The organism is Sinorhizobium sp. GQ132 (assembly GCF_059758575.1).
On the sequence record NZ_JCAXDX010000016.1, the window covers coordinates 70,868 to 96,201 of the forward strand.

Here is a 25,334-nt window from a genome sequence, read left to right on the forward strand (position 1 = left end):
GCTCAGTTGGGCTACATACATGTCAAGCTCGAAAAGGAGGCAAAAATGGCTGCAAACGCATATGTACGCGCCCGCATTGAACCTTCGGTGAAGGATAGCGCCGCCTTGGTACTCGATAGTCTCGGACTGACCACCTCGGATATCATCCGAATCGTTTTGACCAGGATCGCCCGAGATAAAGCGCTTCCCGTCGAATTGACCCGGCCGAACGCCAAAACAATTGCTGCGATGGAGGAAGCAAGGGCCATCAAGGCGGGTCACGGCAAGCATTTTGATACTGCTGATGAAATGTTTGAGTCACTCGAGGGACCCAAGGTTGTCAAGTGATAAGAAACGAGCGAAGTCCGCTTCCAGCAAGCGGGCTTCGCTTCCGCGGCAATCAAGTCATACCAAACAGTTTCAAAAAGATTGGGAGCGCCTTTCTAGGTCCGGCCGATATGATATGGTCGCACTGAAGAAAGTCGTGGGGTTGATCGTAGACAAGGATGGCCCTCTGCCGGCGGAACTGAAAGACCACGAGCTGACGGGTGATTGGAAAGATCATCGAGAGTGTCATATCGGCGGTGATTTTCTCCTCATCTACACGTTAGACGAAAGAAAGAACCTGGTTGTGTTCGTAACCGCTGGGACACACGCCGAGCTCTTTGAATGAAACACTCGCTTGGACGGCTCCCACGCGGCCTACCTCGCTCTATTTCAATCGTTTTGCCCAACGGCTGCTGTGTCGCAGCCACAGGCAACCTATCAGCGCTACCAATGCCAATCCGATCTTTTCGATGGCCGAAATTTTAAAGCTTTAAACATCTCGAGGGCGCATGAAAGCCGAATTCGACATTCGACGTCGGTGCCGGCGTCACGACCAAGACTCTAGCCAAATCGCTACAGAGAACCGCCAAATGTAGGATTGTCGGATGGAGACATCCGCGGCATCGACACCGCTAACGTCTACAACAACTGGCAAGCGGAGGCCCCGAGGCAAGTGACGGGGCCGATGGTTCGATGGAGGGGTATTCAAGCGGCTCCTCCGGTAGTCGACGCGACTGAAGCTCTTGCCAGCCGAATCGAGCCGCAGGGTGCCCGCGGTTAGAGCCAGAAAAATAGACTAGCGCAGCGATTTTCCCTCGGAATGGCCGAGAACGATAGGTTATTGCCCCTTCCGCGATTCGGCGAAAAGCGGAAATGGTCTAATGGTCTAATCGGGGAAACGATACATGAAATGTTCGATCTCGGCGCCGAACAGCCGCGCGACGCGTTCGCGATCGCCTGGTTGATAATAGTTGCGAATGTCCGGTCTCGTCGGGTTCGCCTTAGCCCTGGTCAGAAACCGGTCGTTAAACGGCAGTCCAAGCCTGTCGCATACGATACGCAGATCATCCGAGAGCCGCTCCTGCCGGCCGACGAAATCCACGACGACCTCGTCGTTTCTTGTGTAGAGTTGCCAGGATCTCCAGTTAATACTTTCACGCTCCGCCGCTCCCTCCTCGATCAAACGGAGCATTTCGGAGAAATTCGGCCGCGTCGTCGCTTTCCTGTAATGCCAATTGTAAAGAGAGACGGCCCTTTCGAACGGATTCCGCACGAAGCAGAATTTGAAGTAGTTTTTCCAGGCTGCGGAATCGAAGGCCTCGATTTCGCTGGCGCTTGAATGATCCGAAAGCCTGCCCGCAAAACGCCGACTGAGGGCGGCCCCGGCCAGCGAATCAACACTGTGGTTGCGGACAAGGGTTTTCGCGATCTCGAGCGGAGGAAGATGGCGGAACATGGCGATCAGCGCCAGCCGATTGGCTTTCGCTCCATTTGCAAGCGCGTCCTTCCAGGACCCAAGTTGCAGGTCCCAGGGTCCGAATTCGCGCGCGAGGTAGGCAGAGACCGCACTGCCGGCCGTTTTCGGTACGTGGATGAAAATGAACTTATGGCGATGGGATATGATCATTGCCTTGCCCGACGGATTCCAAGAAACTGCCCTGGATGTTGTGGAGACGAGCGTATATGCCGTCCGGACGGCGCGCGAGCTCCTCATGCGCTCCCTCCTCCACGACCATGCCATCCCTCATCACGACGATCTTGTGGGCATTGACGACAGTGGAAAGCCGGTGCGCGATGACGATTACGGTGCGGCCGCTCATCGCCTGGTCCAGCGCTTTCTGGACAGCCGCTTCGGACTCCGTATCAAGGGCCGAAGTTGCCTCGTCCAGCAGCAGAATGGGGGCGTCGCGGACGAGCGCCCGGGCGATCGACAGGCGCTGCCGCTGGCCGCCGGAAAGCGTCATGCCTTGCTCGCCGACGGGCGTGTCGTAGCCCTGCGGCTGCGCCAGGATGAAATCATGCGCATAGGCAAGCCGGGCCGCTTCCTCTACTTCCGCGTCCGTCGCGTCGGGCCGGCCGTAACGGATGTTGTCGCGGATCGAACCTTCGAACAGATAGGGCTGCTGCGAGACATAGGCGAGACCGGCCCGGAGCGACTGTTTGGTGACGCCGGCGATATTCTGCCCGTCGATCAGGATCTCGCCCGACTGTGGATCGTAAAAGCGCGGGATCAGGCTGATGATCGTCGACTTGCCGGCACCCGACGGGCCAACGAGCGCGGTCGTCTTGCCACCTTCCGCCAGGAAACTAACTCCCTTAAGGACCTCCTCGCCATTCCCATAGGAGAACCGCACGTCCCGAAACTCGACGCTCGCTTCGCTGAACGCCAGTTGACTCGCACCGGGTAGGTCCCGTTGATGCGGAACCGTGTCCAAAATTTCGTAGAGCATGCGGGCGTTGACGGCAGCGCGCTCCAGCGACACTTGCAGGCGAGCGAGGCGCCGCACCGGGTCGTAAGCCAAGAGAAGCGCCGTTACAAAGGCGAACAAGGCACCCGGGGCCACGTTGCTGTAGATGGTGCGGAAAGCCGCATAGGCAAGCACGCCCGAAATTGCCAGGCCTGCAAAGGTCTCCGTCAACGGCGCCGTCCGTTCGCTCAAGCGCGCGATGCGGTTGGCGCGGTTCTCCGCGCCCTTGATGATCCCCTCGACCTTGCGGCCCAACTCGTCCTCCATCGTGAAGGCTTTGACGATGGAAATGCCCTGAATGGTTTCCTGCATCGCGCCTAGTACGCGGCTGTTGGCCTCGACCGCTTCGCGCGTCGCCAGACGCAGCCGCCTGGAAATGTAGCGAAGCCCAAGGAGCAACGGAGGGGCCCCCACGAGGGTGATGAGCGAGAGCAGCCAGTCCTTGCTGATCATGACGCCGATAAGGCCGACCAAGGTCAGGACATCGCGTGCGACCGAGGTGACCGTCATATTGAGCACGTCGCGAATGCCGGAGATGTTCTGGTTGATCTTGGCGGTGAGGTGCGTCGAGCGCTTTTCCTGGAAAAAGCCAATGCTCAACGCCATCAGATGCGTATAAAGCCGGCGCTTATAGCGTGCGACAATATTGTTGCCGATTTTCGATAGAGCGACGGCTTGCCCATAAGTCGCCAGGCCTCTCAGCACAAAGGCAGCAAATATCGAGAAACAGACGAGTAGAACGACGTCGCCGCGCTTGTTGGCGAAAGCTTCGTTGACCACCGTTTCACTGATCCAAGCGGTGAAGGCCGTCGTTGCAGCCACGATCATAAGACAGGCAATGGCAAAAGCGTAGCCGCGGATATGGTCGCGGCCGTTTTCGGCAATGACACGCTTGAGGATCCCAGTGATCGTTTCGGAATCGACCTCGCGTTCTTTTCGATTCTTGACGCTCAAATAGCCCCCTGCAACCACTCATGGCGTGCTGTGCACTGCGCGGCCCGGTCTCTATAGTGCCTTGATGCCGCTTTGGCGAGTCTTCGGCAAAGCCGAACGGCTCGGCTTTCTTGATGTCGGACCGTATTTTGTGCACTTATACGGCAACCATCATTCTGAACTCATCGAAAGCACGAAAATTGTTCGAGGGGATAAAGTCCGCCATACATTGGCGGTTCGCCAAAAAACTGAGGAATTCAAATCCTGACAGAGCTGCAAGGCACTTGGTGCTGGCAGCTACAGGACGCGGGGCAGACGTTTCCAGAGCCAGGCGCGCTGTGGGATTCCTCGTGGCAGACAAAAGGTACTCGGACGCTCGCACGATTTGCCGGGAGCAGATATCGACAGGCGACCCATCCGGCTTTTGGCGGCATTACGAGAGCTTCGTCGACGAGCTCGCAAGGTCCTGCCGACAGCAAGACGTGCCTGGTTCGAAAATCAAGATCGCTCTGTTCAACGACACAGACTTCAGGGTGAATATCGGATGCCGGCTGACAAGCCAGGGGCTCAAGCAACAGGTTCTAGATGCGTTTCCGGACGCCGAGATCACATCCATCGGTTTCAATTTCTCAGCCTTCAGAAAGGAGTTCCCGAAGCCCGCATCCGCTGAAGGATTTGGACTCTCGGACATTGAAACCCGGCTTTCTGCCGCATATGGCGAAGACGCTGTTGACCATATAGCGGCCGCCGATTTTGTGATCCTTCAGCCGGAGGGATCGTTGGACCACAGGACAACGGCTGAAGGGCTTGCAACATTTTTCACGCCTATTCTTACCGCCAGGACGTTAGGCAAGCCATTTGCTATATTGAACGGAACGATACCTATCTACGAAGGCGAACGATCGGACTATCTCAAAGGGCTCTTTCGCGAACTCGGCCATGTGGTGGCCGCACGCGACGAAATCTCGGCGGAGCATTACGGGATTGAATTTCTGGTGGATGCCGCATTCCTCCGAATATCGCCAGCACCTGTGGCCGAACGCGACGGTTGCCTGATAACCACCGGCGCCAGAAACAACGCCGAAGAAGACGTTGAAATCCTAAAGGCTGCACTGAAGGTCTGCGAGGCGCTGAAGCTTCGGCCTGTCGTTCTTACGCACGCAGTTGAACGCTTCTCTCTATATGAGGCAGAGATCATTGGCCGTGGCGGCATTTTTGCTGACACGGCCAGTATAGAATATGCTGCCGAGACGATCTCAAAATGCCGTCTGCACATCGGCGGGCGATATCATATGGCGATCTTCAGTATCCTCTGTAACGTTCCTTCTCTCCTCTTCGACGTTCAAACACACAAAAACCAGTGGCTGGAGCGCTACTCTCCTCTGATAACGCTTGTGCATCCGCACACCGACCTCGATGCCGCGGCAGCCGCGATGCTGAGTGGTGGCGTATCGCAGGGACATCCGGGATCAACGGCCGCGGAGAAATACGTTCATTTCCTGAAACGCGCTATGGCTGAGCAGCCGCTATAGCCGGTCCCCGGCGGGACTAGCCGCTGCCGCGGCGGGCGGCCATTGACAGCGCTTGTTCCGAACTATCGCCATTGGCGGTAATGCGAGGCAGATAGCGGCCTACCCGTAATCGGCGAGATCGTGGTCGTCCGCCCCTCCACCGCCCAGTTCAGAATTGCATTTGCCTCGGCATGCATCTTTGCCCTGATCTCGGCCCTTTCCACCTCACTGGAGACGAATTGCAGCGGTATACGTTCAAGTGCGCTGAGAACGTCCTGCTTGAGGTCGGCATCGGGATCGTCCCTGAGCCTTTTGGTTGCAAGGACTTTCACCAGAAACTCAAGGGTCGCGACCCGCAATCCGTCATCTTCGAATGGCAAACTTCCGCCCCCCGGTGATTGCACCTTGACTGGAGATTAACAGCGGGGATTGTCAGTGGCAATTGGGGTTTACAGTATACGAAATATAAGAATGATCGCGGCGCAGTATCCAAAGTTTCCTGGGTGACGGAGAACTGTCTCACGTGCGGACGAGTACCGGCCGCTGCCGGCTCAGCGATTCGAAACCTGGACACTCTCCCGCATTCTGCTCAACACCGGACCAAAGACTGCCGATAGGCTTTCCGCACCTTTCGCCGACAGGTGATCTCCGTCCTTATAGAGAACGGTGCCCTCTCGCATGACATGACACCTGGAGGCGTCGCAGATTGCGCGCATCGGATCGACGACCAAAGCTCCGCTCGATCTGGCCGCATCCGCCAAAACTCGCCGCGACAAGGCTTGCCGCCGGTTCGTGTATTCAAGAGAAGGAGCTATATCGAGCGAGCGTCCAGACGCAGCCGCTCGTGCGAGGGCCTCCGGAACGTCGTATCCCATCTCCGGCACATCCATCACCAGAACAGCCTTCGATCCCTGCCGAGCGAGCCTGGTCAAAGTCGCATCAAGTCCCTTCCTGACCGGAATAGACCAATCGGTCCGGGAGGGTACGACGCGAGGGTCAAAGAAAATCCCCTGACCCGGAAGCTCGTCTCGGTGGACGTACTTGGGCCAATAGCCCACCATGAAAATGAAGGCGAACTTTCTCTTCTCGATCAGCGACATCACTGCGGAATTGTGATCGATGCACCTCTTGACCGCCCCCGGAGGACCGAAATCCGTATCTGGCAAGGGCGGGCACGATCCACGCCCGACGAACATGCCCGATAAACCCATTTGGCGAGCGGCAATGTCAATAGCAGGAGCGATCGCAGCGGCATGAGAATCTCCCCATACGAGGAACCGCGGCTCGCCCGCAGTCTCGAGCCCGACGCGGCAGATCTCCCCTCTCCTTATCTGAACCGGTGTCAGACCTTCCCCATTTGAATCGGTGAAACACCGCTTGGAGGAGAATGGGCTCTCATCATAGGTGGCCTGGTAGAGCGTTCGGGCGTTTTCGGGCAATCTTTGGGGAATGCCTTCCAAATCATTGACGATGAAACCGAAGGCGACCGCAGAAGAAATAGCAGCGCTACTCACGCCGACGATCGCGACGCGCGAGGATGCCAGCACGCCATACCGCGCGGGCTGCTCTACGAACCTCCATGAAATGTATGCGAGCGCGAAGGACATCGCCACGGCGGTCAGCGCCCAACCGGTTGTCAGTTCGTGGCCAAGGCCATAGCGCAAGAACACGATTACGGGCCAATGCCAGAGGTAGAGGGAGTATGAGATGCGTCCGATGAAGACCGAAACGGGATTACCCAGTAAGCCCGCTATCGCTCCGCCTCGACAATGTGCGTGGATCACAAGGGCCGTACCGAGGCAGGGCACTGCGGCATAAATACCAGGAAAGGGCGTATCGGGAGAATAGCCGAAAACGGCCAGGGAAACGGCCAGCAGCCCGAGTGCCGCCAAAGCCTGGGAGCCGCGAGGCCCATAATTCGACGCGGGAGCAATGGCAACAAGGACCCCGATCAGCAACTCCCAAACGCGAAAATGCAGCAAGTAGAATGCTTTTTCCGGCGAGTGCACGATCCCCCAAGTGCTTGCCCCGAAGGACAAGAGCGCCGCCGTCAAAACGATTGCGGGAATGTGCTTACGTGCGAATTTGAAGGCAAGGAAAACCGCGATGGGAAAAATCAGGTAAAACTGCTCTTCCACAGACAGGGACCAGGTATGAAGCAATGGCTTCATTTCTGACGAGAGATCGAAATAGCCGCTCTCGCTGCGGAACAGGATGTTCGAAGTGAATACGGCAGCAGCTTGGACGCTATCGCCGAAATACCGAAACTCCTGCGGCATCAGCAAAAACCATGCCGCAACGGCCGAAACGGCAATCATCGAGAACAATGCCGGGAAGATGCGTCTCATCCTCCGAACGTAGAACGCCCAAAAACTGAAGCTGCCACGCTCGAGGTCGGCCAGGATGATCCTGGCCATGAAATAGCCGGACAACACAAAAAAGACGTCGACCCCGACGAATCCGCCGGAGAACGAATTGAAGCCTGCGTGAAAGAGGAGCACAGGCAGGATCGCGACAGCTCTCAAACCGTCCAGGTCCGGGCGATACTCGAAGTCTCGGTGGATTACTGCCAAGCGAATTCCCATTTCCGTGATCGACTGCCAAGCCAATGTGGCATTTGACGTCCACGTTAGATTATACGGTGTGCTCCCCCTCGGAAGCTGGCTCGTCAACCATCTCCGGGCCGCACTATTTGTCTTCAGGCAACGCCGGCACGCAGAAGATCGTGGACGTGCAAGATGCCCGACGGCCGGCCAAAATCATCGACCAGAAACAGCACCGTGATCTTTTGCGATTGCATCATTTCCATTGCCGCACTTGCCAGCATTCCAGTCGTAATCACGCGAGGCATATGCGACATCACGGTCTCGACCGTGAGGAGCAAAAGATCTTGTGACATATGGCGCCGCAAATCGCCGTCGGTAATGACACCGACAAGCTCACCGTCGCTACCAACGACGCCGACGACCCCGAAACCCTTCGAGGACATCTGGATGACCGCTTCGCTCATCGGGCTGCCGATCGGCAAAAGTGGCACAGCCTCGCCCGTATGAGCCAGCTCATGGGCGAGCAGCAACTGCGAGCCGAGCTTCCCGCCCGGATGAAAGGTCTTGAAGTCCTCGGCCGAAAACCCTCTGCGCTCGAGCAAGGCTATTGCGAGAGCATCCCCCACCGCCAACTGCAGCATTGCAGACGTGGTCGGGGCTAGACCATGAGGGCATGCCTCCGGCACTTTCGGCAGGACGAGCGGGATCGTGGAGTTGCGAGCGATTGTGCTGCCGGAATTCGACGTGACGGAAATGACCGGAACGTTGAAGCGCTTGGCGTAGGTGAGGACGTTCCCGAGTTCCACGGTCTCACCGGACCATGAAAGCAGAATAAGCAGATCCTGCGCGGTGATCATGCCGAGATCGCCGTGACTTGCTTCCGTCGGATGCACGAAATAGGCGGATGTTCCGGTAGAAGCAAGCGTCGCGGCGATCTTGCGTCCGATGTGCCCGCTCTTGCCAACACCCGCAACAACGACCCGCCCACGCTGGGAGGCGACGAGTTCGACGGCGTCGACAACACTACGGCGCAAGGCCGCATCACCCTCCAGACAGGCCGCCAGGGCATTGATCCCGTCGGCGGCAGTGGCGATCGTACGACTGATCGAAGCCAGTATTGGGTCACTTACAACCACGTTCATTTCTCGTCTGCCCGTAATTATCGACGACCGGTGCTAACGGCGTCGCTTACCGTTGAATCCTTCGAAATCAAACCAAGATGGCTAAATTGTGCGATGCACGGGTATTTCCACGCTTTCTGAAGCGTGGCGACAGATTACTGAAAGAGTTGCAATACCGGCTCACCCGCTTCTAGGCGAAGAACCGGCGGCGAATGGACACGTAGGCTGGCTTGTGCGAGACATAAGATGTCAGTCCCTTAAGTGAATCTCGCCTGCCTACCTGGTCAATGGAACTCGCTATGACGGTTGAAGCTGAAGCGCTTGAAAAACTGCGAGAAAAGCACCGCCGCTGGCTCTCGCGACTTGGCATTATCGATAAGCCGTGGCTCATTCTCGGTTCCGCGCCGTCCCCCACGATTCCGCCGGACCTGATTGGGTATTGCGCACGCGTCGACGTCAATAACGCAGGCAAGACGGCCAATGCACTGGGTCTCCCACCCGCCGATTTGACGTTTCGAAAGCGCAAGAAATCGTGGGAAGAGCATCCCTATGTAAGAACGACAGGTCTTCTATGGCTTCATACGAAGTCTATCTGGGTGATGTACCTGAAACTTCTGGCAATGCCGCACGTTCGCTACAAGAGCCTGATGCGCGCCACCAAAGCTGAGCGCGAGGCAATCGTCGACGCCGTGAGCGGCGGACTTCCCGCCGATATTGGCGAAGTCGGCAAGGTGACGAACGGAGTTGCCGCGCTATGCTACGCGCTTTTCATGGGAGTCCCGTCCGTGACACTTGCGGGCTTCTCAGTCACCACGATGGGCCATTCCTACGACGACAAGGGGAGAATTCGCCGGCAAATTGCCGAAGACACCTTCGTTCTGACGCGTTTGAGAGATCGAGGAAATGTCTTTACGACCGAGCTGGAGCTTTCTGAGAATATCGGCCTTCCCTTGGTTCGCGAAAGAGGCGACATCACGCCCAACATCGGCAGCCCGATCGAACCGGATCAGCGTCAGCGGACGTCCGCCCAAACATAGGCAAACGTGTATACGTCGCCCGGGCGTCCGGCGTTGTAAGGAACCGAGACTATCGTCGGCTTCGAGCCGGCAATCGTTGCGGGCATGAGCTGCAGTTGAGCCGAAATGCGAGGCGGAATCTCTTCTCGTCCCCTGCGTTCGGGCGACCAGGCCGCCAAAATTCGGCCTGCCGGAAGACGTCTTTCCGCCTCCTGAGAAATTCCCGCCAGGATGATCGGCGTGTCGGGAAACTGAATTCTGAGGTTACCCGCCACGATGCTGTCGTCGACCAAGATGGCGACCGGCGGCGGGCCGGGCTCAGCGCGCACAACCTGGGCGAACCCGTTAAAGGGCGTATGTGCGAAGGAATAGTCGCCGATCATCGGACCGACGAAAACCCTTGCCCAAAGCATCACGATTACGCCGACGGAGAGGACGCCCGCGATCGAAAGAAGTGCAGGCACACGACGGGCAGGGTCCAGGCCGGCGGCATCGATTTTCAGCATCAGATAAAGTGGAAGAAGCGCAGTAAAAAGCGCCAACCACTTCGCACGGATGTGGGTCGCATCCATTGCAACGACGATAATCGCTATGATGAGGAAGCAGGCGAGAATCATCCTGCCGACGACCCTCGTCCATAGGCTCTCGGCGCGAAGGATCTTCCCGAGATCCGCGTAGAAGACCAACCCGAAGACGGCAAGGGTCAGGGCGACGCCCTTGAGGCTTGCAACTGCGAGCGAAACAAGCCCTTGGATCGCGTGCGGCAGCAGCGCGCTGTCCGCCCCCTCCTTCATTTCAGCGACAGTGACACCAGTCGCATGTCCAAGATTATTGACAACCCAATAGGCATGGGGTGCGACGATCACCGCGCACACCGCAACTGAAGCGAGCACGCGCCAGTCAAAGAGATATTTGCGCAGCTTTGCCTCTGGCAGGATGGCGAGCAATGCCGCCGCCGGGAGGATCACGAAATTGTATTTCGAAAGTGCCCCAAGCCCCACGGCAACGCCGACTAGCAGGTAATTGCCAAGGTTCGGTGGGTTCTTCAGAGCGCGGAAAAAGCCGTAGAGGAACAGCGACACCGCAAAAAGCGCGGCGACGGTGTGGGACAAGTCGCGCTGTGACAGAAGGAAAACCGGTGGCAGTGTCAGGACGCCTAGTACCGCCACTGCCGGACCGAGCCGACTACTGGAGAGGACACCGGCAGTGAGCCCGTAGAACAGAAGGAAGAGGAACAGAAGACCGTTCTTTACGATGGTCAGCGACGCGACGGAGATACCAAATAGGGCCACCACTCCATATTGAAGCCAATTGTAGAAGGGCGGCTGGGCTCCGTATCCGAGCAGCAGATATTGTGAGAGCAGTGCTTGCTCGGATTCGTCGATCTCGAGCGAGTCCGGGCGCAGGATTTTCAGGATGATGCTGAGCAGGCAATAACCGGCAATCAGAACGTATAAGAAATCCGGTCTTCGAACCAGGAGGCTGCGCATTCCTCTCCCCATCGTCCCTGCCCTGCTGGTGGCAATATCGCGGACCAGCGACAAGCTACTAGGCGAAGTTCGCAGGAATTGCCAGAGGCCCGATCGAGGACCGCGAACCACCAAACACATCGTTTCGCTTCATCAGGACGAGACAATGGGGCCGGAAAGCGGTCGCTGCCGGCGAGAGAACGTTATCCGTTACACGAGGCTTCACGGCGCCGCCTTTTTTGGCTACACCTGAAAGCTGCTTATACGCAAATAAGTGAGTTTGAGTCGTTTCGCGGCTGCCAAGCGCGCTTGAAGCCTACCTGTCATCGGAGGTTTAATGACGGAAAGTGCTCATATTTACATCGGCTTCGACAGCAAGGAAGTCGTCGCCTATCATGTTCTTTGCCAAAGTATTTTGGAAAAGAGCTCCATCCCGGTCACGTTCACGCCGATATCCCTGAACAACGTCGACAGGATTTTCACGCGCGAGCGGAATCCTCTCCAATCTACAGAGTTTTCCTTTTCCAGATTCCTCGTGCCTTATCTAAGCCGGTATGAGGGTTGGTCCCTTTTCGCTGATTGCGACATGCTGATGCGGACTGATATCGCCCAGTTGTGGGAACTGAGAGACGATCGCTACGCAGCGATGTGCGTAAAACACGACTACGTTCCGAAAGTCGAGACGAAGTTTCTGGGCCAGGTCCAAACGAAGTACGAAAAGAAGAACTGGTCGAGCGTGATCCTGTTCAACAATGCCAAGTGCCGAAAGCTCGATTTGGATTACGTCAATACCGCTACCGGGCTGGAGCTGCATCAGTTCAAGTGGCTGGATTCCGACGACCTGATCGGCGAACTGCCCGCGAGCTGGAATTGGCTTGTAAACGAGTACGAATATTCGCCGGATGCAAAGCTCGTCCATTTCACCGATGGCGGACCTTACTTCGACGAATATAAGAACGATGACTACGCCGAGGAATGGTTCGCTGCACGTGATCGTGTTCTTCATGTAACGCAGCGCTCGGCTTAATCGCTCGACACCCATAAGCCATTTTCATCGGGGGGCGGTTACCCGTCCCTTCGTCGCCTCACGTGCCGATGCGCCGGCGATGCACTTTCGTCAGAGAACCACTTGGCGATGGAGTATCACTGGCGTTGGAGCATCACTGGGCGAAACTTGCGTCGTAGCCGAACCCCATTCCGACAAGGGCCGAGACCGGCGAGTGGTTTACGACCTCAATGCCGCTTTCGGCGGCTATGCTGCGTGCCATGACCAAATGATCGACGATCCGCTTTTGGGCCACGACGATTCCCGAATAGGCCTTGTCGGTTGTTTCGTAGTACCTCGGTTCATCGGCATTACTGAGATCTATCCCCACAAAACCGATCGAGCGGGGCCTCCAGTCGACGGCAAACTGTGCGGCTGAAACCGCGACCGAGCCTGCCTGGAAAATGCCGGCCAAGGGGTCTTCGGAAAAGCCGACGTCGCCGTCCTCGCTCAGCCGCACATACGGCAGCTTGCGCAGTTCCGCGGTGTCCCGACGTGCTACCCCGTACGGCTTTCGCACGTTATCGATCAATACGACCGGCCTGTCCCGCAGCCATGTGCCATCCAGCTCGCAGATCGCCCTTATGACGCTCACGGACAGCAGACAGACGCACCCGGCAGGAATCCGCTTCACGAGATCGAAGTGTCTCCATACGAACCGTTCGTCTTCGATTGCTATCGCCAGAGGCTTTGCTATCACGCTGGGGAAAAGGTGCAACGCGCCGTTCAAGAGAAGGCACGAAGACCCGTCTGCGCGGGTCAGATCGCATTGCGCGACCGAGGGGCCGGAGCCGACGATAAGCACATTGGACGGCCTTTCTTCCAAGGCGCGCGAGGGGCTCGTGAGACGTCCTACCAACTCGCCGCGATACTGGATCGTGCCGTCTCGATCAGGGCTTGCAAGTTCGAGCTTTAATCCGGGAAACCAGTCTTGGACATGCGCCCTGGAACGACCCAGGAGAAGCCGAACGGCGATCTTGATGCAGGAACGTGAAAAGGGGCGATTTGAAATCATTGATTTCTCTTACGCAGGCGTTGAGCGAGCAAAACGACGACACAGGGGCAAATATGCAAAGTACTAGCGGCTTGCGCCGCTCCACAACGGAATGCCTAATTCTTCCGAAACCGGGGGATCCGCCGTGTAGATCGGGCGGCCCTCACTCATCAGCTTGGAAACAAGGACTTTATCCATCTGAACATGAAGACGCGTCAAACCCGTTGCGTTGTAGACGTGACCGCTCGAGTTCGGGTTTATTCCCGTAATGATGACCGCGGGTGCTCCGTTGTACAGGGCAAAAAGAACCGCATTCATTCCGTTCGAGCACTTGGAATCGGCGTCGATCTCAAGGGACCGCAAGTCAGCCACACGATCCAGCAGCGCCATTCGCTCGTATCGATCAACGATTTCCAGTCGATCGTATTTATAGTCGAACGCCCGCAAACCTTCCTCCAGGCGTGCGCGATCGTCCTTGCGCCAGAGAAATACGTAGAGCGTCCCTGTACGCTGCCCTTTCAGGACGCGCCTCACCTCGATGGCGTTGGGGGTGGTACCTTCGACCTGGTTAAACATCATCATCGTGATGTCAGGCGCATCGACGCCCCACTTGCCGATGACCGATTGCGAGCCGTTCACGGTAATGATCCTGAAGCTGCCGTCCAATCCCGCCGGCCTGTGGGAGACGGGCGCGGATCCGACAACCACGACGGGGCTGTCGAACCGAAACGGGGCAGCCGGCGGATCCGGGCGCAGTATACGGTACTTCAGATTTCGATATATGCGCTTACGCGCATCGGAAATCCATGACCCCATTTATCCTCACCACAAATCGATATCAGAAATTCGATGCTGCTATGCTTTGGTCTTCTTTAGGAACTTCGGCTTCAGCCGACGTAAAAATTCGTCAATGGACCGAAACGCGTTTGTCAGGGAAATCAATTTGTCCACTTGCGCATCGGTCTGGCTCAGACGCAGCGACAGGACCTCTGCGATCGTCGCGGAGATTTCGGCTGCGGGCAGCTCCGGGAAGCGGGAGGCAAGCGTCATGTAACTGTTGGCCGGCCTGGAGCCATGCATCGTCAGCTTGCCGACACGCGCGAAGAGGCGCAGGAAGACCTGCTCGAAAGTCCAGTCGTGGACGTTCACAACCCGCCACTTGTCGCTTCGCTTCGCCGAGAACCCTGCAAGAACGATTTCAGCCGGAAGCGACTGGTTCACGAGCCACAGGGCCATGGCGAAGCCGCTCGTGGCGACCTTGTCCTTCGGGTAAAAGTCTGCGCAGAAGCCGACCAGATCCAGGTGGCCGGTGGGCGTGCCCAGGTAATCCGCGCTTGTGTTCAGCCTCTCGATCTCCGCCAGCCGGATGTTCATGATGCCCAGGAACTTCTGGGGCGCGAGCAGCTTGACGACGTCGGCGACCTCGTTTCGATATACGATGTTGGCGCCTCGTGGCTGAGCGCGCGATATCAGGAGGGAGTTGCCGGAAAATTGTTCATCGAGGATTTTGTAAACCTTGTTGAAGAACACGAAGAGGGCCGTCCCAGGGTATTCCTCCTGGAGTTCCTTCACGCTTACCTCGTCACTGTTGGCAACGAGGACAACGTGTGAAAACCTGGAAAACAGGGCCCGCCATTGCTCAGGCGTCGCCAAATTCTCCGTCGCTCCCGAAGCGGGAAAGTCCATGCCTGCTCGTCCCAACCCTGGCGTGCTTTGAGCCCGCGGCCTCTCGATGTTGCCAAGCCTGGATTCCAAGTTCGGCTCCCACCCTCTATAAAGGCGATGTATTCGAAGTAGAAGCCACCGGCTCGATGTTTTTAAAACCAAGGGATGTATATGTTCAAAATAAAGGCTGAGCGACATCTTACGAGAGAACTTGCGATCACTCCTCCGCCGGGCGACCGCGGCCGGCAAGGGATCGCGATCGTCGCCTGCGTGAAGAACGAAGCCAGCTACATCGAGGAATGGGTGCGTTTTCACCGAGGCGTCGGCGTTCGCCATTTCTGCCTCTACGATGACGGCTCGACCGATGGGACGTTCGATATCCTGCAACGGGTTTTGGCCCGCGAGGAACTGACCGTCGTGCCCTGGAAGATGCGTATGCGGGACGAAAGAAGCGGTGAGTTCCTGAACGGGCAGACGATCGCTTTCGCCCATGCGATCCTGAATTTTGGCAGCCGCTTCGAGCGTATGGCGTTCATCGACGTCGATGAGTTTCTCCTGCCGAAAAACGGGCGAACACTGGAGGACGCCTTGCGAGGAGCAGGTGACTTTCCCAACATCTCGTTGCCTTGGCACATGTTCGGCCATAGCGGTCATATTTCGCGACCGGCAGGGCCTGTGTGCCTCAACTATAAAATGCGCGTCTCCGACCCCATGCGGCAGAGCCTCGACGCAAGCAACTTCAAATGCATCGTCGATCCGGTCGAAGTCACGAAAGTGGGCGTGCATCACTTCGAAACAAGGTCCCACGGCGACAGGACGGCGAATGATTCGGGGAAAGTGGCATCGCGACGAGGGCGGAAGGCTGCCGATTTTTACTCCGCCGAGTTCATTCAGCTCAATCACTATTATGCGAAGTCGATGGAGGAGCTGAAGGAAAAGACGGAAAGAGGCTGGTCCTTCGACGGATCTGCAGAGAAATACCGGAACAAGGTGTCGGCCACGATCAAGTATATCGAAGCGAACGTTGTCGAAGACCGCAGCATGCTCGAATTCGTCGAAGAGAACGGGATCGACCTCGGCCGGTGATTTGAAGCCGCGCGAGGCGCGGGCGAAAGAAAACAAGCGTCACATCGGAGCTCAGCTTTGCAAGACAACGTCGATAGAATGGTGAAAACGCCCAGCACGAACTGTGTGTGGGCTGTGGCGGAAAGCAAGGCGGGAACGCTTACGCAGTGCCTCGGCGTTGGAAAGGAGTTCCATCAGGAACCGGTGGTAAAGCTGATCAGTCGGACTCGCGGCCTGAGAAAGCTGTTCGAACCCAGACTGTTTCGCAAAAGGGAACCGCGTCCCGAGCTCGTGATCTCCTGCGGTTTCCGCGCTGAACCGGCGGTCCTCGACATCAAAGCGGCCTATGGCGGCAAGCCTCTCACCGTCCATCTCCAACGCCCGCGCATCGAAGGATATGATCTCGTTTTCGTCTCTCGTCACGATTGGGTCGAGGAACTGGACCGGCGGGCGAACTATCATTCGATGGTCGGAGTACCGCATCAGATTACCTGGGCGCGACTGGCGCCTCTCAGAGATGCCGCACGCAGACGATTGTCGCCGGACGGACGCCCAATAGCCGCCGTCTTCGTCGGCGGCTCGAATGGCGCATATGTCTACGACGAGAGAACTCACCGGAACATAAAGGGTGCGATCGAGCAGTTGGACAAAGAGGGCTGGCGCGTCGTCGTGTCGGTTTCACGCAGATCCGAAGACCACACGCAGCAGGCTCTGTCAGCACTGAACAGCGCCAACATCGCGGTCTGGGACAGACGAAGCGAGAACCCTTATCTCGACTACATGGCCGCCGCCGACGCGTTCGTCATCGCAAAGGACTCGATCACGATGCCGTGCGAGGCTCTGGCCACGGGCAAGCCGGTCTACACACTGGATTTGACCCCCGTCGAGGGGCCGCGGCTGGAGAAGTTCGAGCGCTATCACCGGGACCTGCATGAAACGCTGCAGCTGACCCGGCCGTTTAAGGGAAGGATCGAACCCTACAGCTACGAACCCCTCGATGAGACGCGCCGCATCGCCTCGGTAATCCGTTCCCGGATCACCCGCCCGTAAGGCCTACGGGGGCTGCACGGTCATTCCCGCCAGTGCTCCGCCACCCAGGGCGTCGGACGGATATAGTGTCGCAAGTATTGTAGCGCGCCCTTATCCTTCCTTCGCTTCGCATCGAAGACGCCCGCTATGTGTTTGAACGCTGTCTCGTGGGGGCGCTTCGTTCCGTATCGGCCTTCTATTGCGTGCTGTGGCTGCAGACCGCGCGGAAAAATAACGACACGTGCCTCATGCGGCAGATTTGGCGCAAAGAAGTAATTGAGTGGAAATGGCCAGCGGCAGTCCTGACGAAAATGAAGAACCCATTTTCTTGGAAAGAACGTTATCCCGCCAGGCGCGTTGCGGCTCACGAAGCGCTGCTCATACCGGTATTCGTCGGCGACGCCCTGTGGGTCGGAGCGGAACTTGTCCTGCAGCGGCGCGAGTTTGCCAACGGGAAAGCGGAAGAGGGACGTTTGCCCAAGACGTTCAAAGGGGGTGGTTTGGTTTCTCGCCAGAATTACGTCATCCGCCCGCCCTGTCTCGAAGAAAACGTCCAGCGATGACACGATCACGAGATCCAGATCGAGAAAAAGCACTGGCCCCCTCAGTTTTCCCAGGGTCGGCCCCCATAGCCGCGCCTTGGGCCATATGCCTCTCGTGTTGGTCGGCATGCGCTCTACATCGAGTGGAGGCAAGTCTTCGCAAAGTATCGCCGGGTTCAGACCTGCGCGATTATCGGTAAAACAGGTGAAGGTAAAAGGCGGCGTGATGTTGCGAGCAACCATCGCGTACAGCCTGTTAATAAAGGGAGCCCCATATTTTGTGCCCCAATTGATGCAGATGACTTGCTTGACGCCGCCACTTGCTGCCAAAACGCTTGTAGTCATTTGCTCCGTTCCCTGCACATGTCCTGCAGCCGTCGATCCTCAATCCGCTCGCAGGCGTGCCGAACTGGGCACAAAGAGTGAATAAGCGCGACCATCGTGACCCTATTACTTGCAAGCCGCGCCTTCGCCAAGGCGCTGGCAGCTCGAAATTCGCCAATACATCCACGCAGAAGTGACGAGCAGCTGCCGCGCCTGGTTCGATGTTTACAAGTGATTTCTCGCCGTCAACGCGGGCGTTGCACCAAATGATACTGTCCAGTTCGTGGCTGGAAATCGACGCTGGAGTATCCAATCTCAGCTCCGTCGAGTTCACCGGAAAGCCGCCTTGTCGCGTTGGAGCAGCAGCTCGCGACCGGCTGTGGACCTTAACGGCCGCTTTGGGGCACAGCGTTACCTTCAATCGGCCGCATTGCATCGATTTTCCTTTCCTTGGCTCGCCGGTTCTGGTTCCGGCCACCATCAGCAGAGGTACACAGACAGAATTGTAGAGCACACCCTGACCTTGCCATCGTTGGAATCTCCACATTCAGTCAAGTCAGATCAAAGGAGACTTTCGATGCATCACCTCATCGTAGAAGACATGACCTGCGGACATTGCGCCGCCACGGTCGAGAAGGCCGTCAAAGCCGCCGACCCGCAGGCCAAGGTGGCCGTCAATCTCGAGGCGAAAACCGCCTCGATCGAATCCGGGATCGGATCCGATGTATTCATCGCTGCGATTGAAGATGCTGGTTACCGGGCGTCCTTCAAGAAGTCCTGCTGCAGCCATGTCGATTGATATACAGGCAACCGAAACAATCGAAACGCAGCTGTGACGGAATTCAAAGCACGCCCAGTCGGCGCGGAATTTGACTCGGCTGGACGAGAGCGAGAGGGCGGCAGACCCGGAGGAGATCGCTCCGACATGCTGCAAGGTTGGCGACTTCAACGTTCGCCATCCCTCTGGTCGAGAAGAGTTCCGTCAGAGTGCCCTGAGATAATTGCATGGAATCACGGAATCACGAGCGCGTGGAAGAAAAAGGCCCACAACGGGAGCCTTGTCATGTGATTGGATTTTCGGTTTGATCGACACCGGCAACACAGGGGCAGCTCGATGACTTACCTCGAAGAAGAATCAGAACGCGGAATTCAGCTCTTCATGGCTGAATACGCGGTTAACCGGGAAGATGCCCTTCGTCTCATCGTTCGAGACTGGCTAGGCAGTCACGGTTATCTCGCCTTAACCGAAGATGAATCAGAACTCGGCAAAGACACCGCATTCGACGACACGGAGACGCTCGGCGGTGCTTAGAGCAGCGACGCGCTTTTCTCCGTCACTCCTGTATGTTGAGAAATAAAGCAGCTTTCTCCCTCCAATCCGGAGCTTTATTTTCGTCTCGGCGGGAAAACGCATTGCCGGCATTTGGCAGCTGACCGGAAGAAGGTAGATGAATCTTTCCATGCGACTTGCACTTCTCAGCCTCGCGTGGGTGATGGTCGGGCTCGGCATCGCCGGAATCTTCCTCCCGCTGCTACCAACGACGCCTTTCCTCCTCCTGGCGGTATGGTTGTTTTCACGCTCCTCGCCGCGCCTTGCGAAATGGCTGATGGACCACCCATTGCTAGGGCCGCCGTTACGTGACTGGCGGGAAGAAGGTGCAATCTCACGTCGTGCCAAGATATCTGCAATTTTGCTGATGAGCTTGGCGCTCGTCTATTTGTGGGTTGCGTTCGAACCACCGGCAACCGTTTTGCTCGTGGTTGCGGGGATCATGCTCACATGCGGTGCCTTCATCGTGTCCCGTCCCGAACCGCCAAACAAGCCAAACAAGCGATGAGCTCAGCAGCATGCCCCCGCACTACCTTTTTCGAAACGTCGTTTTGTGGGCAATGCGCGCCGGCCGGCAGTGATGAATGTGATCGCTCCTAAGGAACAAGTGCGGCAGCGCTATTGACCCCAGGAAAGAGGCGGCCCAATTCACTGGACGCCCTAACACATAAGGCGTCGCGGAAGGGTCAGTCCGGGAATTCTTTGGACTTGGTGACCCGGTGTTGCATCTGCCGCTCCCCGAAAGAGACACGGTAATGAAGCGTTTTTACTGGGCTTAAGGTTGTCTTCTTGCTTGTGTGCAATCGCACAACAGGAGACCCGAAGGCCCGAATGACAGACTCGGAAATGCGCGCCATCGTCCAAGCCAGCTTCATGGTGCTCCAGAAGTTGATCGTCGAAGTTGCCGCAACGGTTCTGCTTGGATCGACGCCTTCCATGATGACCTCACCTCAGAAATGAAGAAGGTCGAGGAACGGCAGAAACACCGTGCAGATACCGAGCGCGCCGCAACATCACGGATGCTGATCGAAGGCGTACCGTTTTTTCTCTGGGGCCCGGCGAGGCAATTCGCAAAGCGGCACCAAGACCGGGGGAGCTCGTTAATCCAGTCTGCCTGGCTGATCGAAGAAGAACGTCGCTCATCAAGCTCGCGCTTCGCCACCAGCGCCACCGGCATGAGAGCTGCCGGCGTTCGCTGGATCCCGGCCGTTGCCCCAGCTGTTGTTGCCCCGGAGGCTCCGGGGATGGCCTCTTTGAAGCTGCTTTAGCCATGCAGCCAATAACGGACGAGATGTTGATCGGATCACTGCTTATGTTCATCCGTGCCGTTAATTTTCGCGACTCGCGATCGCCGTTCTTCGGTTTACAATGCTCTTGCGCCGCAGGATTTACCCGGGCGCCCTGCGGAGGAGCTTCCGCTATTGCGCCCCTAGAGAGGAGATCGGTTAATGACCTCTCAGTTCCATGCAATCGATCCCAGGATTCTCACTCCGAGCGATATCGAATTGTTGCAGAGCCTGTTCGACGAGGAGATCAAAGCCAGAAGAATGACCTATGATTGTCCTGAGGCGGCCGATCTGGCAGCCAGGCTGATAGAGGTTTATCAAAGTGGCGTCAGGGACAAGGCGAGCATACGCGAAATGCTCAAACCTGCAGCCTAGGGCGAACTAGGTTTCAAACGCAGTTAGGCCGCCCCTCGGCGCGTGTCGCCCTCCGAAGGCGGAATGAACACGACGGCCACACTTCTCGATCCACAGCGAGGGCAGCGAAGGCGACTGGCGAGCATCGCCAGCGGAAAGTCCCTGCCCCGCGTCGCGACCAGCGTCAGCATGTCGAGATCATAAGTCCAAGTGCACTGGCGAACGGATTTCATGCCTTCGCGGTTACCGAATGCACATCGCGCTTTGAGTTGCCAACCGAGGCTGAATGCATCGCCAATTGTCTCGACCATGGCGATGAGATAATGTAAGAACAAAAGAAGAACAATCAACCGATGCTCGAACTCCCCAAATTTGGGGAGGCGACCACAGGAGGTCGTCCTTTGAGTGACGAACTGGGCGCGAAGCCTCACTACGATCTCGGGCCGTACGTCCACGACTGCGAGCATCCGGGCTGCACCAGATGGGGCAGCTTTGGCTTCGCCGTCGATCGGGCGGAGCCGCACTGGTTCTGCTCTGAGCATCAGCCGGAATGGAAGTCGCGCCATGAGGCACAGCCCCGGCGTTGACTTGGAACCCAACACCCGCTGGGCCTGTTCGGACGGTATCGGGTATCTGCGGCTCGCGGAGCGAAGAACAGATCCGCGGCGCAGCGCACGCTGCGCCGCGAGTGATTTTCGCATTTGGGTGAACCGAAGGGAAACGGCGGGCGGCCAGGTTCAGCAGCCAAAGCACCCTTGAGGAATTCCGGCCGAAGCTCAGATGTTCACGCTGTGGAAACAAGAGCAACAATGGTAGGGAGCTCGGCAGGCTTGACCGGATGTATAATCGGTACCGCATAGAAATGGAATTTGATGAGCTATGGCATGCGGCGCGCTCGCAAAGCGACATGACGAAGCGCGCAAGCCCGACAATGGAGGTGTTTCCGGACAAGCCTGGGCCGGTCATCCGCAACAACGCCTATGACCAGCGCGAACTGATGAACCCGACCGGGGGCATGCCCTCGCCGCCGACGGTTACGCCTGGGACGTGTAGTGTCGTTTCCGCCGCCATCGTCGTCGCCCGGCCACTATCCTTGCCAGCCTTCGCCGAGCGCCTCTTTCGGTTGCTGGCCGTCAAGGTGCCGATTCCGAAGACTTGCGGCCAAGTCCTTGCTCGCACTCCAAGCGATATCTCAGTATCTCGCGGAGACGCCGCATCTCCAGTCTCTCCACAGGCATCCCGTTCCTTCCTCGTCACGTCGAAGGAGAGACTTCACACCAGCAGAACACCCACGCCAGATGCTTTCCGGTGGGAGCGGCATCATCTTGGAATCAGGGGGCGACTATTTCTCGGAATCGGGGGGCGAGATCATTTCGGAATCAGGGGGCGGATTGCCTCGGAATTTGCATCATATCCGACAACCTCATATCCGAGCTGGGCTTGAGTCTGAGGTCTGCAATTTCCGTGCCCATGCCTGAAAATAGATCGGGTCAAAATCGAAATGCCCAATTGAATGACCGATTTTGCGAGCCAGGCGTAGCGGTGGTTACCGGCCCAGTCCGCCGCAGTTCGTGACGTACGGCGCAAGCGGTCCAGCCCGCTTGCGCCTAAAGATGCCTATGGCGTTGATCTTGTTCAGACCGCCTGATGCAATCTAATATTGAACATAGGACCGCGACTGTAGCGGTCGAGCGCCTTTGCACCGGCGAGAACACCCAGATCGATCAGAGGCTCCAGCAGGATAACGCCCATATAGGCAACACCGAAGGAGCTGACGGCCGCGAGGTTTTCGACGCTGAAGCCGTGGCCATACAGGGCCCAGAAGGCGACCCAAGCAACAATACCACTCTGATAGGCCGTGGAAAGCGCCAAAGCTTGCCCGTACTTCAGGTCCACATACGCGGTCCGGGCCGGAATGATCCGCTCGGCGAACAGACTGACCGCCCAAAGGGGCACCAGCAATGTTGTTACGTTCATGCCATATTGCGGCAAATCAAAGGGTGCAAAGAAAAGCCCTTGAAGAAGCAGCCCGGCTGCAAGGCCGATCGCGGCGGCGCCTGCACCAAACAGTAGAAGAAGGGTTGATCCGAGGATAAGGTGGACTTCCGAGACGCCTACAGGATGGTGCGGCAGAACTTCGAAAAAGCAGAAGACCAAAGCCGTTGTGACGATACTGCGTAACGCGAGCGCGCCCGCACCACCGTCGTTGCGAATACTGTCAGTCGCCAACTTGGCGGTGAGCCCGAAAGCCCCTGCGGCAGTGGCATAACTCAACATAATTTTGGCGCCGTCCACGACGCCTGGTTCGATATGCATGTGCTCTCCTTTCCGCACCCACCGTGCGGCATGGCAGTTGTTGAGGCGCATCGCCCGAATCTGATGGCAGGTCTCCTGGCTTGCGGGTCGTAGCTTGGTCCGCCTTATCAGCCGATCCACGGGCCAATGGCATCTCTGGACTTTGCTCGCCGCTCACAGTTGCGGGGGCAGCCACGGTTTTGGCCCCCTAGGGGTCGTCCTCACCGTATTCCCTTTTCATCCGCCTTCCCTCCAGTCGGGCGGAACCATCATCTGAACTGTTATGCTCGCGCCGGCCAAAACACAATGAAGAATGTTCGAAAGCCAGTGCTGTCAAAGGTCCCGCATTTGTCCGCTGGGCCATCCGTTCTCCACCTTGCGCCGAAAGATGATCACGCTCTGCTCAAGTCCGAAAAGAAGTGCAAGAGCCTAGAAGCGGCTGCAAAAGCCTAAGTGCGCGAGCATCAGAAATTCTCCGCCATCGTCTGAACATTTCAAATCACCGCGACTCGATTGCCGGCAGCTCTTCGACGCTCGGCTGCGGTCTCTCGCCGGCTACCACCTTCACCAGTTCGGCCTTGGAATAGGTCCACACGACCGGGCGCCAGGCGAAGAGCGCGTCTGGCGAGATCCGTGCAGATGCAAGCGGGCTAAGCCACACTGGTTAATGGCGGCCGGCGCTCGTCCAGCCTAAACTGACATCGGTCGCTCTAGCCCCTCGCAGGCGGCCGGGAGGCTCGTCACCGGCCGCAGCCCTTGACGAGCCTCGCCATCGATCCACATTGATGGAAATGGGACTGAGACATGGACGATAGCGAACCGAAATGCGCCGGCCGAAACGAGCCGGCTTCTGGCCTCTCAGATATCGCGGCGCACTGCGCGGCTTCAAATTTGATGGACTTTGCAGCGCAGCTCGCAGGCCTGGCCGAGGACCTCAAAGCCCTAGCAGCAAGGCCTATTAAGCCCATACCGGCGTTTGCCGAGCCCGACGATCAGCATGAAGGCGAATTCCCCGGCATTATCTAAAAATCGAGCCCCAAGACAGTAACGCGGCAACAAGCACGTACATGGTAGCTCATCCCCTAACATGAGCTCAGCGGTTTCTATAGGCCTGTCATAGGGGTGCTGGGCTGGGGCCTGAAGTGACGAAGTAAGATTGGCGGGTACATCCAGTGTCACGCCATCGACGGCAAGACGCGGGTGGTGACGCCGAATTATCTTGTGTCTGATCATACTCGACCGAGGGCGAACGTATGTCGGCCGCGGTAACCACAAGCCGCCTGCACAACGGCATCACGTCGGTTTCGGAGTTGATAAGTTCACCATAAATCTCGATGGCAGCGTTTTCGGAGACAGCATCTTGGCCAAGAGACGTCGCCGCAACCACCTGGCCTCAACTTCACTGCAGATCTTCCGCGCCGGCCACTCATCAGCCATCCCGATCAGGCAATAAGTATTACTTAGTTATTTCTTGCTTAATTAGACTTAAGTAGCATATTCTGACCTCCTTCGCTTTGGGAGGAGCAAGATGGTAGAACGCGTTGAAGCCGATAAGATTTCCAAGCAAACTTCTACTAAGATATGGAACATTCACGTTTTTTGCCGGCGGGAACGCTTGCCTCACGAGGAGGAAAAGCGCCTGACCGGCCTTTTTGGCGATTTCGCTGAGGCTTCGGAGTTGCTTCACAATGCCAAGCGCGCGCCGAGGTGGCGGTACTGAGATGTTGGTGACCACCGGGGTGCGCATCGTACACAGGAGTAGGTGGTAAGATTGGGGGGAATGGCCGACCGCTGCAGACAGTACGCTGCCAGCGTATTTGTGCCGGCAGGTGGCAAATCTCGACTGAGATGCCTACGACGAACCCCAAACAACTCGCAGATAAGCACAGCACCAGATTAGTCGTCGGCGAGCTCGTTGCCCGTTGCGCGGCTAACCTTGTCCGTAGCGTTTGGATGTCTCAAGCCATCGCCCTAGTCTAGTGCCCATCCATAAACAGCAAGTATTTGGAATTATTGCGGAAAACGCGCTTTTTGT

27 protein-coding genes and 1 riboswitch are annotated in these 25,334 nt (G+C 57.3%); of the genes, 16 read left to right on the forward strand and 11 right to left on the reverse strand.

From position 1 onward, the window contains the following. The first annotated feature begins 45 nt into the window (after positions 1 to 45). Complete coding sequence (locus tag AC6CIG_RS26705) at positions 46 to 327, forward strand: type II toxin-antitoxin system RelB/DinJ family antitoxin (RefSeq protein ID WP_100674400.1); 282 nt, start codon at positions 46 to 48, stop codon at positions 325 to 327. After that, positions 284 to 652, forward strand: coding sequence for a type II toxin-antitoxin system YafQ family toxin (locus AC6CIG_RS26710; protein WP_498324146.1), 369 nt, complete (start codon positions 284 to 286; stop codon positions 650 to 652). Before AC6CIG_RS26705 ends, AC6CIG_RS26710 begins: the two co-directional genes overlap by 44 nt. Positions 653 to 1,192: 540 nt before the next feature. On the opposite strand, the gene AC6CIG_RS26715 is transcribed toward AC6CIG_RS26710, so the two are convergent. Continuing rightward, complete coding sequence (locus AC6CIG_RS26715) at positions 1,193 to 1,933, reverse strand: sulfotransferase family 2 domain-containing protein (RefSeq protein WP_498324134.1); 741 nt, start codon at positions 1,931 to 1,933, stop codon at positions 1,193 to 1,195. After that, positions 1,911 to 3,728 carry an ABC transporter ATP-binding protein gene (locus AC6CIG_RS26720; RefSeq protein WP_498324135.1) on the reverse strand — a complete coding sequence of 606 codons (1,818 nt, stop codon included), beginning with the start codon at positions 3,726 to 3,728 and terminating at the stop codon, positions 1,911 to 1,913. The genes AC6CIG_RS26715 and AC6CIG_RS26720 overlap by 23 nt, the downstream gene beginning before the upstream one ends. Positions 3,729 to 3,907: 179 nt before the next feature. On the opposite strand from AC6CIG_RS26720, the gene AC6CIG_RS26725 reads away from it, so the two are divergent. After that, entirely contained in the window at positions 3,908 to 5,239 is a 1,332-nt protein-coding gene (locus AC6CIG_RS26725; protein ID WP_498324147.1) for a polysaccharide pyruvyl transferase family protein, read from the forward strand. Positions 5,240 to 5,301: 62 nt separating this feature from the next. On the opposite strand, the gene AC6CIG_RS26730 is transcribed toward AC6CIG_RS26725, so the two are convergent. The 3 genes from AC6CIG_RS26730 to AC6CIG_RS26740 form a co-directional block, all read right to left on the reverse strand. Beyond that, positions 5,302 to 5,598 (reverse strand): hypothetical protein, encoded by a 297-nt coding sequence (locus AC6CIG_RS26730; RefSeq protein WP_026169002.1) that lies wholly within the window; start codon positions 5,596 to 5,598, stop codon positions 5,302 to 5,304. Between the two features lie 171 nt (positions 5,599 to 5,769). Further along, positions 5,770 to 7,803, reverse strand: coding sequence for an acyltransferase family protein (locus tag AC6CIG_RS26735; RefSeq protein ID WP_498324148.1), 2,034 nt, complete (start codon positions 7,801 to 7,803; stop codon positions 5,770 to 5,772). A 113-nt stretch (positions 7,804 to 7,916) separates the two neighbouring features. Further along, entirely contained in the window at positions 7,917 to 8,906 is a 990-nt protein-coding gene (locus AC6CIG_RS26740; RefSeq protein ID WP_498324136.1) for a KpsF/GutQ family sugar-phosphate isomerase, read from the reverse strand. Positions 8,907 to 9,184: 278 nt separating this feature from the next. On the opposite strand from AC6CIG_RS26740, the gene AC6CIG_RS26745 reads away from it, so the two are divergent. Next, positions 9,185 to 9,922, forward strand: coding sequence for a hypothetical protein (locus AC6CIG_RS26745; RefSeq protein WP_498324137.1), 738 nt, complete (start codon positions 9,185 to 9,187; stop codon positions 9,920 to 9,922). Here the strand turns inward: AC6CIG_RS26745 and AC6CIG_RS26750 are convergent. Beyond that, positions 9,898 to 11,391 (reverse strand): ArnT family glycosyltransferase, encoded by a 1,494-nt coding sequence (locus tag AC6CIG_RS26750; protein ID WP_498324138.1) that lies wholly within the window; start codon positions 11,389 to 11,391, stop codon positions 9,898 to 9,900. The genes AC6CIG_RS26745 and AC6CIG_RS26750 overlap by 25 nt on opposite strands. Before the next feature lie 316 nt (positions 11,392 to 11,707). On the opposite strand from AC6CIG_RS26750, the gene AC6CIG_RS26755 reads away from it, so the two are divergent. Beyond that, positions 11,708 to 12,397: an LPS glycosyltransferase gene (locus tag AC6CIG_RS26755; RefSeq protein ID WP_018098610.1), complete on the forward strand. Its 690-nt coding sequence runs from the start codon at positions 11,708 to 11,710 to the stop codon at positions 12,395 to 12,397. A gap of 133 nt (positions 12,398 to 12,530) precedes the next feature. Here AC6CIG_RS26755 and AC6CIG_RS26760 read toward each other — a convergent pair whose 3' ends face one another. The 3 genes from AC6CIG_RS26760 to AC6CIG_RS26770 all read right to left on the reverse strand — a co-directional run bounded on the left by AC6CIG_RS26760 (position 12,531) and on the right by AC6CIG_RS26770 (position 15,095). Beyond that, entirely contained in the window at positions 12,531 to 13,430 is a 900-nt protein-coding gene (locus AC6CIG_RS26760) for a glycosyl transferase (RefSeq protein WP_498324139.1), read from the reverse strand. A 63-nt stretch (positions 13,431 to 13,493) separates the two neighbouring features. Next, positions 13,494 to 14,225 (reverse strand): membrane-anchored protein, encoded by a 732-nt coding sequence (locus tag AC6CIG_RS26765; RefSeq protein WP_498324140.1) that lies wholly within the window; start codon positions 14,223 to 14,225, stop codon positions 13,494 to 13,496. A gap of 39 nt (positions 14,226 to 14,264) precedes the next feature. Beyond that, entirely contained in the window at positions 14,265 to 15,095 is an 831-nt protein-coding gene (locus AC6CIG_RS26770; RefSeq protein WP_102762744.1) for a 3-deoxy-manno-octulosonate cytidylyltransferase, read from the reverse strand. A gap of 150 nt (positions 15,096 to 15,245) precedes the next feature. On the opposite strand from AC6CIG_RS26770, the gene AC6CIG_RS26775 reads away from it, so the two are divergent. Continuing rightward, positions 15,246 to 16,160, forward strand: a complete 915-nt coding sequence (locus AC6CIG_RS26775; RefSeq protein ID WP_127711737.1) for a glycosyltransferase family 92 protein — start codon at positions 15,246 to 15,248, stop codon at positions 16,158 to 16,160. Between the two features lie 57 nt (positions 16,161 to 16,217). Continuing rightward, on the forward strand, positions 16,218 to 17,189 hold the full coding sequence (locus tag AC6CIG_RS26780) for a mitochondrial fission ELM1 family protein (protein WP_102762742.1): 972 nt from the start codon (positions 16,218 to 16,220) through the stop codon (positions 17,187 to 17,189). A 20-nt stretch (positions 17,190 to 17,209) separates the two neighbouring features. Here AC6CIG_RS26780 and AC6CIG_RS26785 read toward each other — a convergent pair whose 3' ends face one another. Then, the gene (locus tag AC6CIG_RS26785) at positions 17,210 to 18,055 is read right to left on the reverse strand and encodes a glycosyl transferase (RefSeq protein ID WP_102762741.1); all 846 of its coding nucleotides are present in this window, start codon (positions 18,053 to 18,055) and stop codon (positions 17,210 to 17,212) included. Between the two features lie 556 nt (positions 18,056 to 18,611). On the opposite strand from AC6CIG_RS26785, the gene AC6CIG_RS26790 reads away from it, so the two are divergent. From AC6CIG_RS26790 to AC6CIG_RS26820, 7 genes are all read left to right on the forward strand, one after another. Next, on the forward strand, positions 18,612 to 18,833 hold the full coding sequence (locus tag AC6CIG_RS26790; RefSeq protein WP_102762740.1) for a heavy-metal-associated domain-containing protein: 222 nt from the start codon (positions 18,612 to 18,614) through the stop codon (positions 18,831 to 18,833). A gap of 315 nt (positions 18,834 to 19,148) precedes the next feature. Continuing rightward, positions 19,149 to 19,346 (forward strand): hypothetical protein, encoded by a 198-nt coding sequence (locus tag AC6CIG_RS26795; protein ID WP_026168999.1) that lies wholly within the window; start codon positions 19,149 to 19,151, stop codon positions 19,344 to 19,346. Between the two features lie 136 nt (positions 19,347 to 19,482). Further along, the gene (locus tag AC6CIG_RS26800) at positions 19,483 to 19,872 is read left to right on the forward strand and encodes a YbaN family protein (RefSeq protein WP_498324141.1); all 390 of its coding nucleotides are present in this window, start codon (positions 19,483 to 19,485) and stop codon (positions 19,870 to 19,872) included. A gap of 323 nt (positions 19,873 to 20,195) precedes the next feature. Beyond that, positions 20,196 to 20,324, forward strand: a complete 129-nt coding sequence (locus AC6CIG_RS26805) for a hypothetical protein (RefSeq protein ID WP_268815822.1) — start codon at positions 20,196 to 20,198, stop codon at positions 20,322 to 20,324. Continuing rightward, the gene (locus AC6CIG_RS26810) at positions 20,321 to 20,632 is read left to right on the forward strand and encodes a hypothetical protein (protein ID WP_498324142.1); all 312 of its coding nucleotides are present in this window, start codon (positions 20,321 to 20,323) and stop codon (positions 20,630 to 20,632) included. The genes AC6CIG_RS26805 and AC6CIG_RS26810 overlap by 4 nt, the downstream gene beginning before the upstream one ends. A gap of 180 nt (positions 20,633 to 20,812) precedes the next feature. After that, entirely contained in the window at positions 20,813 to 21,025 is a 213-nt protein-coding gene (locus tag AC6CIG_RS26815; RefSeq protein WP_127711739.1) for a hypothetical protein, read from the forward strand. A gap of 380 nt (positions 21,026 to 21,405) precedes the next feature. Next, positions 21,406 to 21,591: an EsV-1-7 cysteine-rich motif-containing protein gene (locus tag AC6CIG_RS26820; protein WP_102762801.1), complete on the forward strand. Its 186-nt coding sequence runs from the start codon at positions 21,406 to 21,408 to the stop codon at positions 21,589 to 21,591. Between the two features lie 1,048 nt (positions 21,592 to 22,639). Here the strand turns inward: AC6CIG_RS26820 and AC6CIG_RS26825 are convergent. Then, entirely contained in the window at positions 22,640 to 23,320 is a 681-nt protein-coding gene (locus tag AC6CIG_RS26825; protein ID WP_102762736.1) for an energy-coupling factor ABC transporter permease, read from the reverse strand. Positions 23,321 to 23,368: 48 nt separating this feature from the next. Then, a riboswitch (cobalamin riboswitch) is annotated at positions 23,369 to 23,585 on the reverse strand. A gap of 518 nt (positions 23,586 to 24,103) precedes the next feature. Here AC6CIG_RS26825 and AC6CIG_RS26830 point away from each other — a divergent pair. Next, positions 24,104 to 24,325, forward strand: a complete 222-nt coding sequence (locus tag AC6CIG_RS26830) for a hypothetical protein (RefSeq protein ID WP_102762735.1) — start codon at positions 24,104 to 24,106, stop codon at positions 24,323 to 24,325. A 502-nt stretch (positions 24,326 to 24,827) separates the two neighbouring features. Beyond that, the gene (locus tag AC6CIG_RS26835) at positions 24,828 to 25,019 is read left to right on the forward strand and encodes a hypothetical protein (protein WP_498324143.1); all 192 of its coding nucleotides are present in this window, start codon (positions 24,828 to 24,830) and stop codon (positions 25,017 to 25,019) included. The last annotated feature ends 315 nt before the right edge of the window (positions 25,020 to 25,334 follow it).

What these genes read in the sequence shown, in the direction of transcription:
- AC6CIG_RS26765 (WP_498324140.1), bottom strand. Translation starts at nt 14,225, where the DNA reads ATGGGGTCATGGATTTCCGATGCGCGTAAGCGCATATATCGAAATCTG.
- AC6CIG_RS26790 (WP_102762740.1), top strand. Translation starts at nt 18,612, where the DNA reads ATGCATCACCTCATCGTAGAAGACATGACCTGCGGACATTGCGCCGCC.
- AC6CIG_RS26795 (WP_026168999.1), top strand. Translation starts at nt 19,149, where the DNA reads ATGACTTACCTCGAAGAAGAATCAGAACGCGGAATTCAGCTCTTCATG.
- AC6CIG_RS26825 (WP_102762736.1), bottom strand. Translation starts at nt 23,320, where the DNA reads ATGCATATCGAACCAGGCGTCGTGGACGGCGCCAAAATTATGTTGAGT.
- AC6CIG_RS26735 (WP_498324148.1), bottom strand. Translation starts at nt 7,803, where the DNA reads ATGGGAATTCGCTTGGCAGTAATCCACCGAGACTTCGAGTATCGCCCG.
- AC6CIG_RS26715 (WP_498324134.1), bottom strand. Translation starts at nt 1,933, where the DNA reads ATGATCATATCCCATCGCCATAAGTTCATTTTCATCCACGTACCGAAA.
- AC6CIG_RS26745 (WP_498324137.1), top strand. Translation starts at nt 9,185, where the DNA reads ATGACGGTTGAAGCTGAAGCGCTTGAAAAACTGCGAGAAAAGCACCGC.
- AC6CIG_RS26775 (WP_127711737.1), top strand. Translation starts at nt 15,246, where the DNA reads ATGTTCAAAATAAAGGCTGAGCGACATCTTACGAGAGAACTTGCGATC.
- AC6CIG_RS26740 (WP_498324136.1), bottom strand. Translation starts at nt 8,906, where the DNA reads ATGAACGTGGTTGTAAGTGACCCAATACTGGCTTCGATCAGTCGTACG.
- AC6CIG_RS26800 (WP_498324141.1), top strand. Translation starts at nt 19,483, where the DNA reads ATGAATCTTTCCATGCGACTTGCACTTCTCAGCCTCGCGTGGGTGATG.
- AC6CIG_RS26785 (WP_102762741.1), bottom strand. Translation starts at nt 18,055, where the DNA reads ATGACTACAAGCGTTTTGGCAGCAAGTGGCGGCGTCAAGCAAGTCATC.
- AC6CIG_RS26835 (WP_498324143.1), top strand. Translation starts at nt 24,828, where the DNA reads ATGGTAGAACGCGTTGAAGCCGATAAGATTTCCAAGCAAACTTCTACT.
- AC6CIG_RS26805 (WP_268815822.1), top strand. Translation starts at nt 20,196, where the DNA reads ATGACAGACTCGGAAATGCGCGCCATCGTCCAAGCCAGCTTCATGGTG.
- AC6CIG_RS26750 (WP_498324138.1), bottom strand. Translation starts at nt 11,391, where the DNA reads ATGCGCAGCCTCCTGGTTCGAAGACCGGATTTCTTATACGTTCTGATT.
- AC6CIG_RS26830 (WP_102762735.1), top strand. Translation starts at nt 24,104, where the DNA reads ATGGACGATAGCGAACCGAAATGCGCCGGCCGAAACGAGCCGGCTTCT.
- AC6CIG_RS26760 (WP_498324139.1), bottom strand. Translation starts at nt 13,430, where the DNA reads ATGATTTCAAATCGCCCCTTTTCACGTTCCTGCATCAAGATCGCCGTT.
- AC6CIG_RS26705 (WP_100674400.1), top strand. Translation starts at nt 46, where the DNA reads ATGGCTGCAAACGCATATGTACGCGCCCGCATTGAACCTTCGGTGAAG.
- AC6CIG_RS26710 (WP_498324146.1), top strand. Translation starts at nt 284, where the DNA reads ATGAAATGTTTGAGTCACTCGAGGGACCCAAGGTTGTCAAGTGATAAG.
- AC6CIG_RS26770 (WP_102762744.1), bottom strand. Translation starts at nt 15,095, where the DNA reads ATGGACTTTCCCGCTTCGGGAGCGACGGAGAATTTGGCGACGCCTGAG.
- AC6CIG_RS26815 (WP_127711739.1), top strand. Translation starts at nt 20,813, where the DNA reads ATGACCTCTCAGTTCCATGCAATCGATCCCAGGATTCTCACTCCGAGC.
- AC6CIG_RS26810 (WP_498324142.1), top strand. Translation starts at nt 20,321, where the DNA reads ATGAAGAAGGTCGAGGAACGGCAGAAACACCGTGCAGATACCGAGCGC.
- AC6CIG_RS26755 (WP_018098610.1), top strand. Translation starts at nt 11,708, where the DNA reads ATGACGGAAAGTGCTCATATTTACATCGGCTTCGACAGCAAGGAAGTC.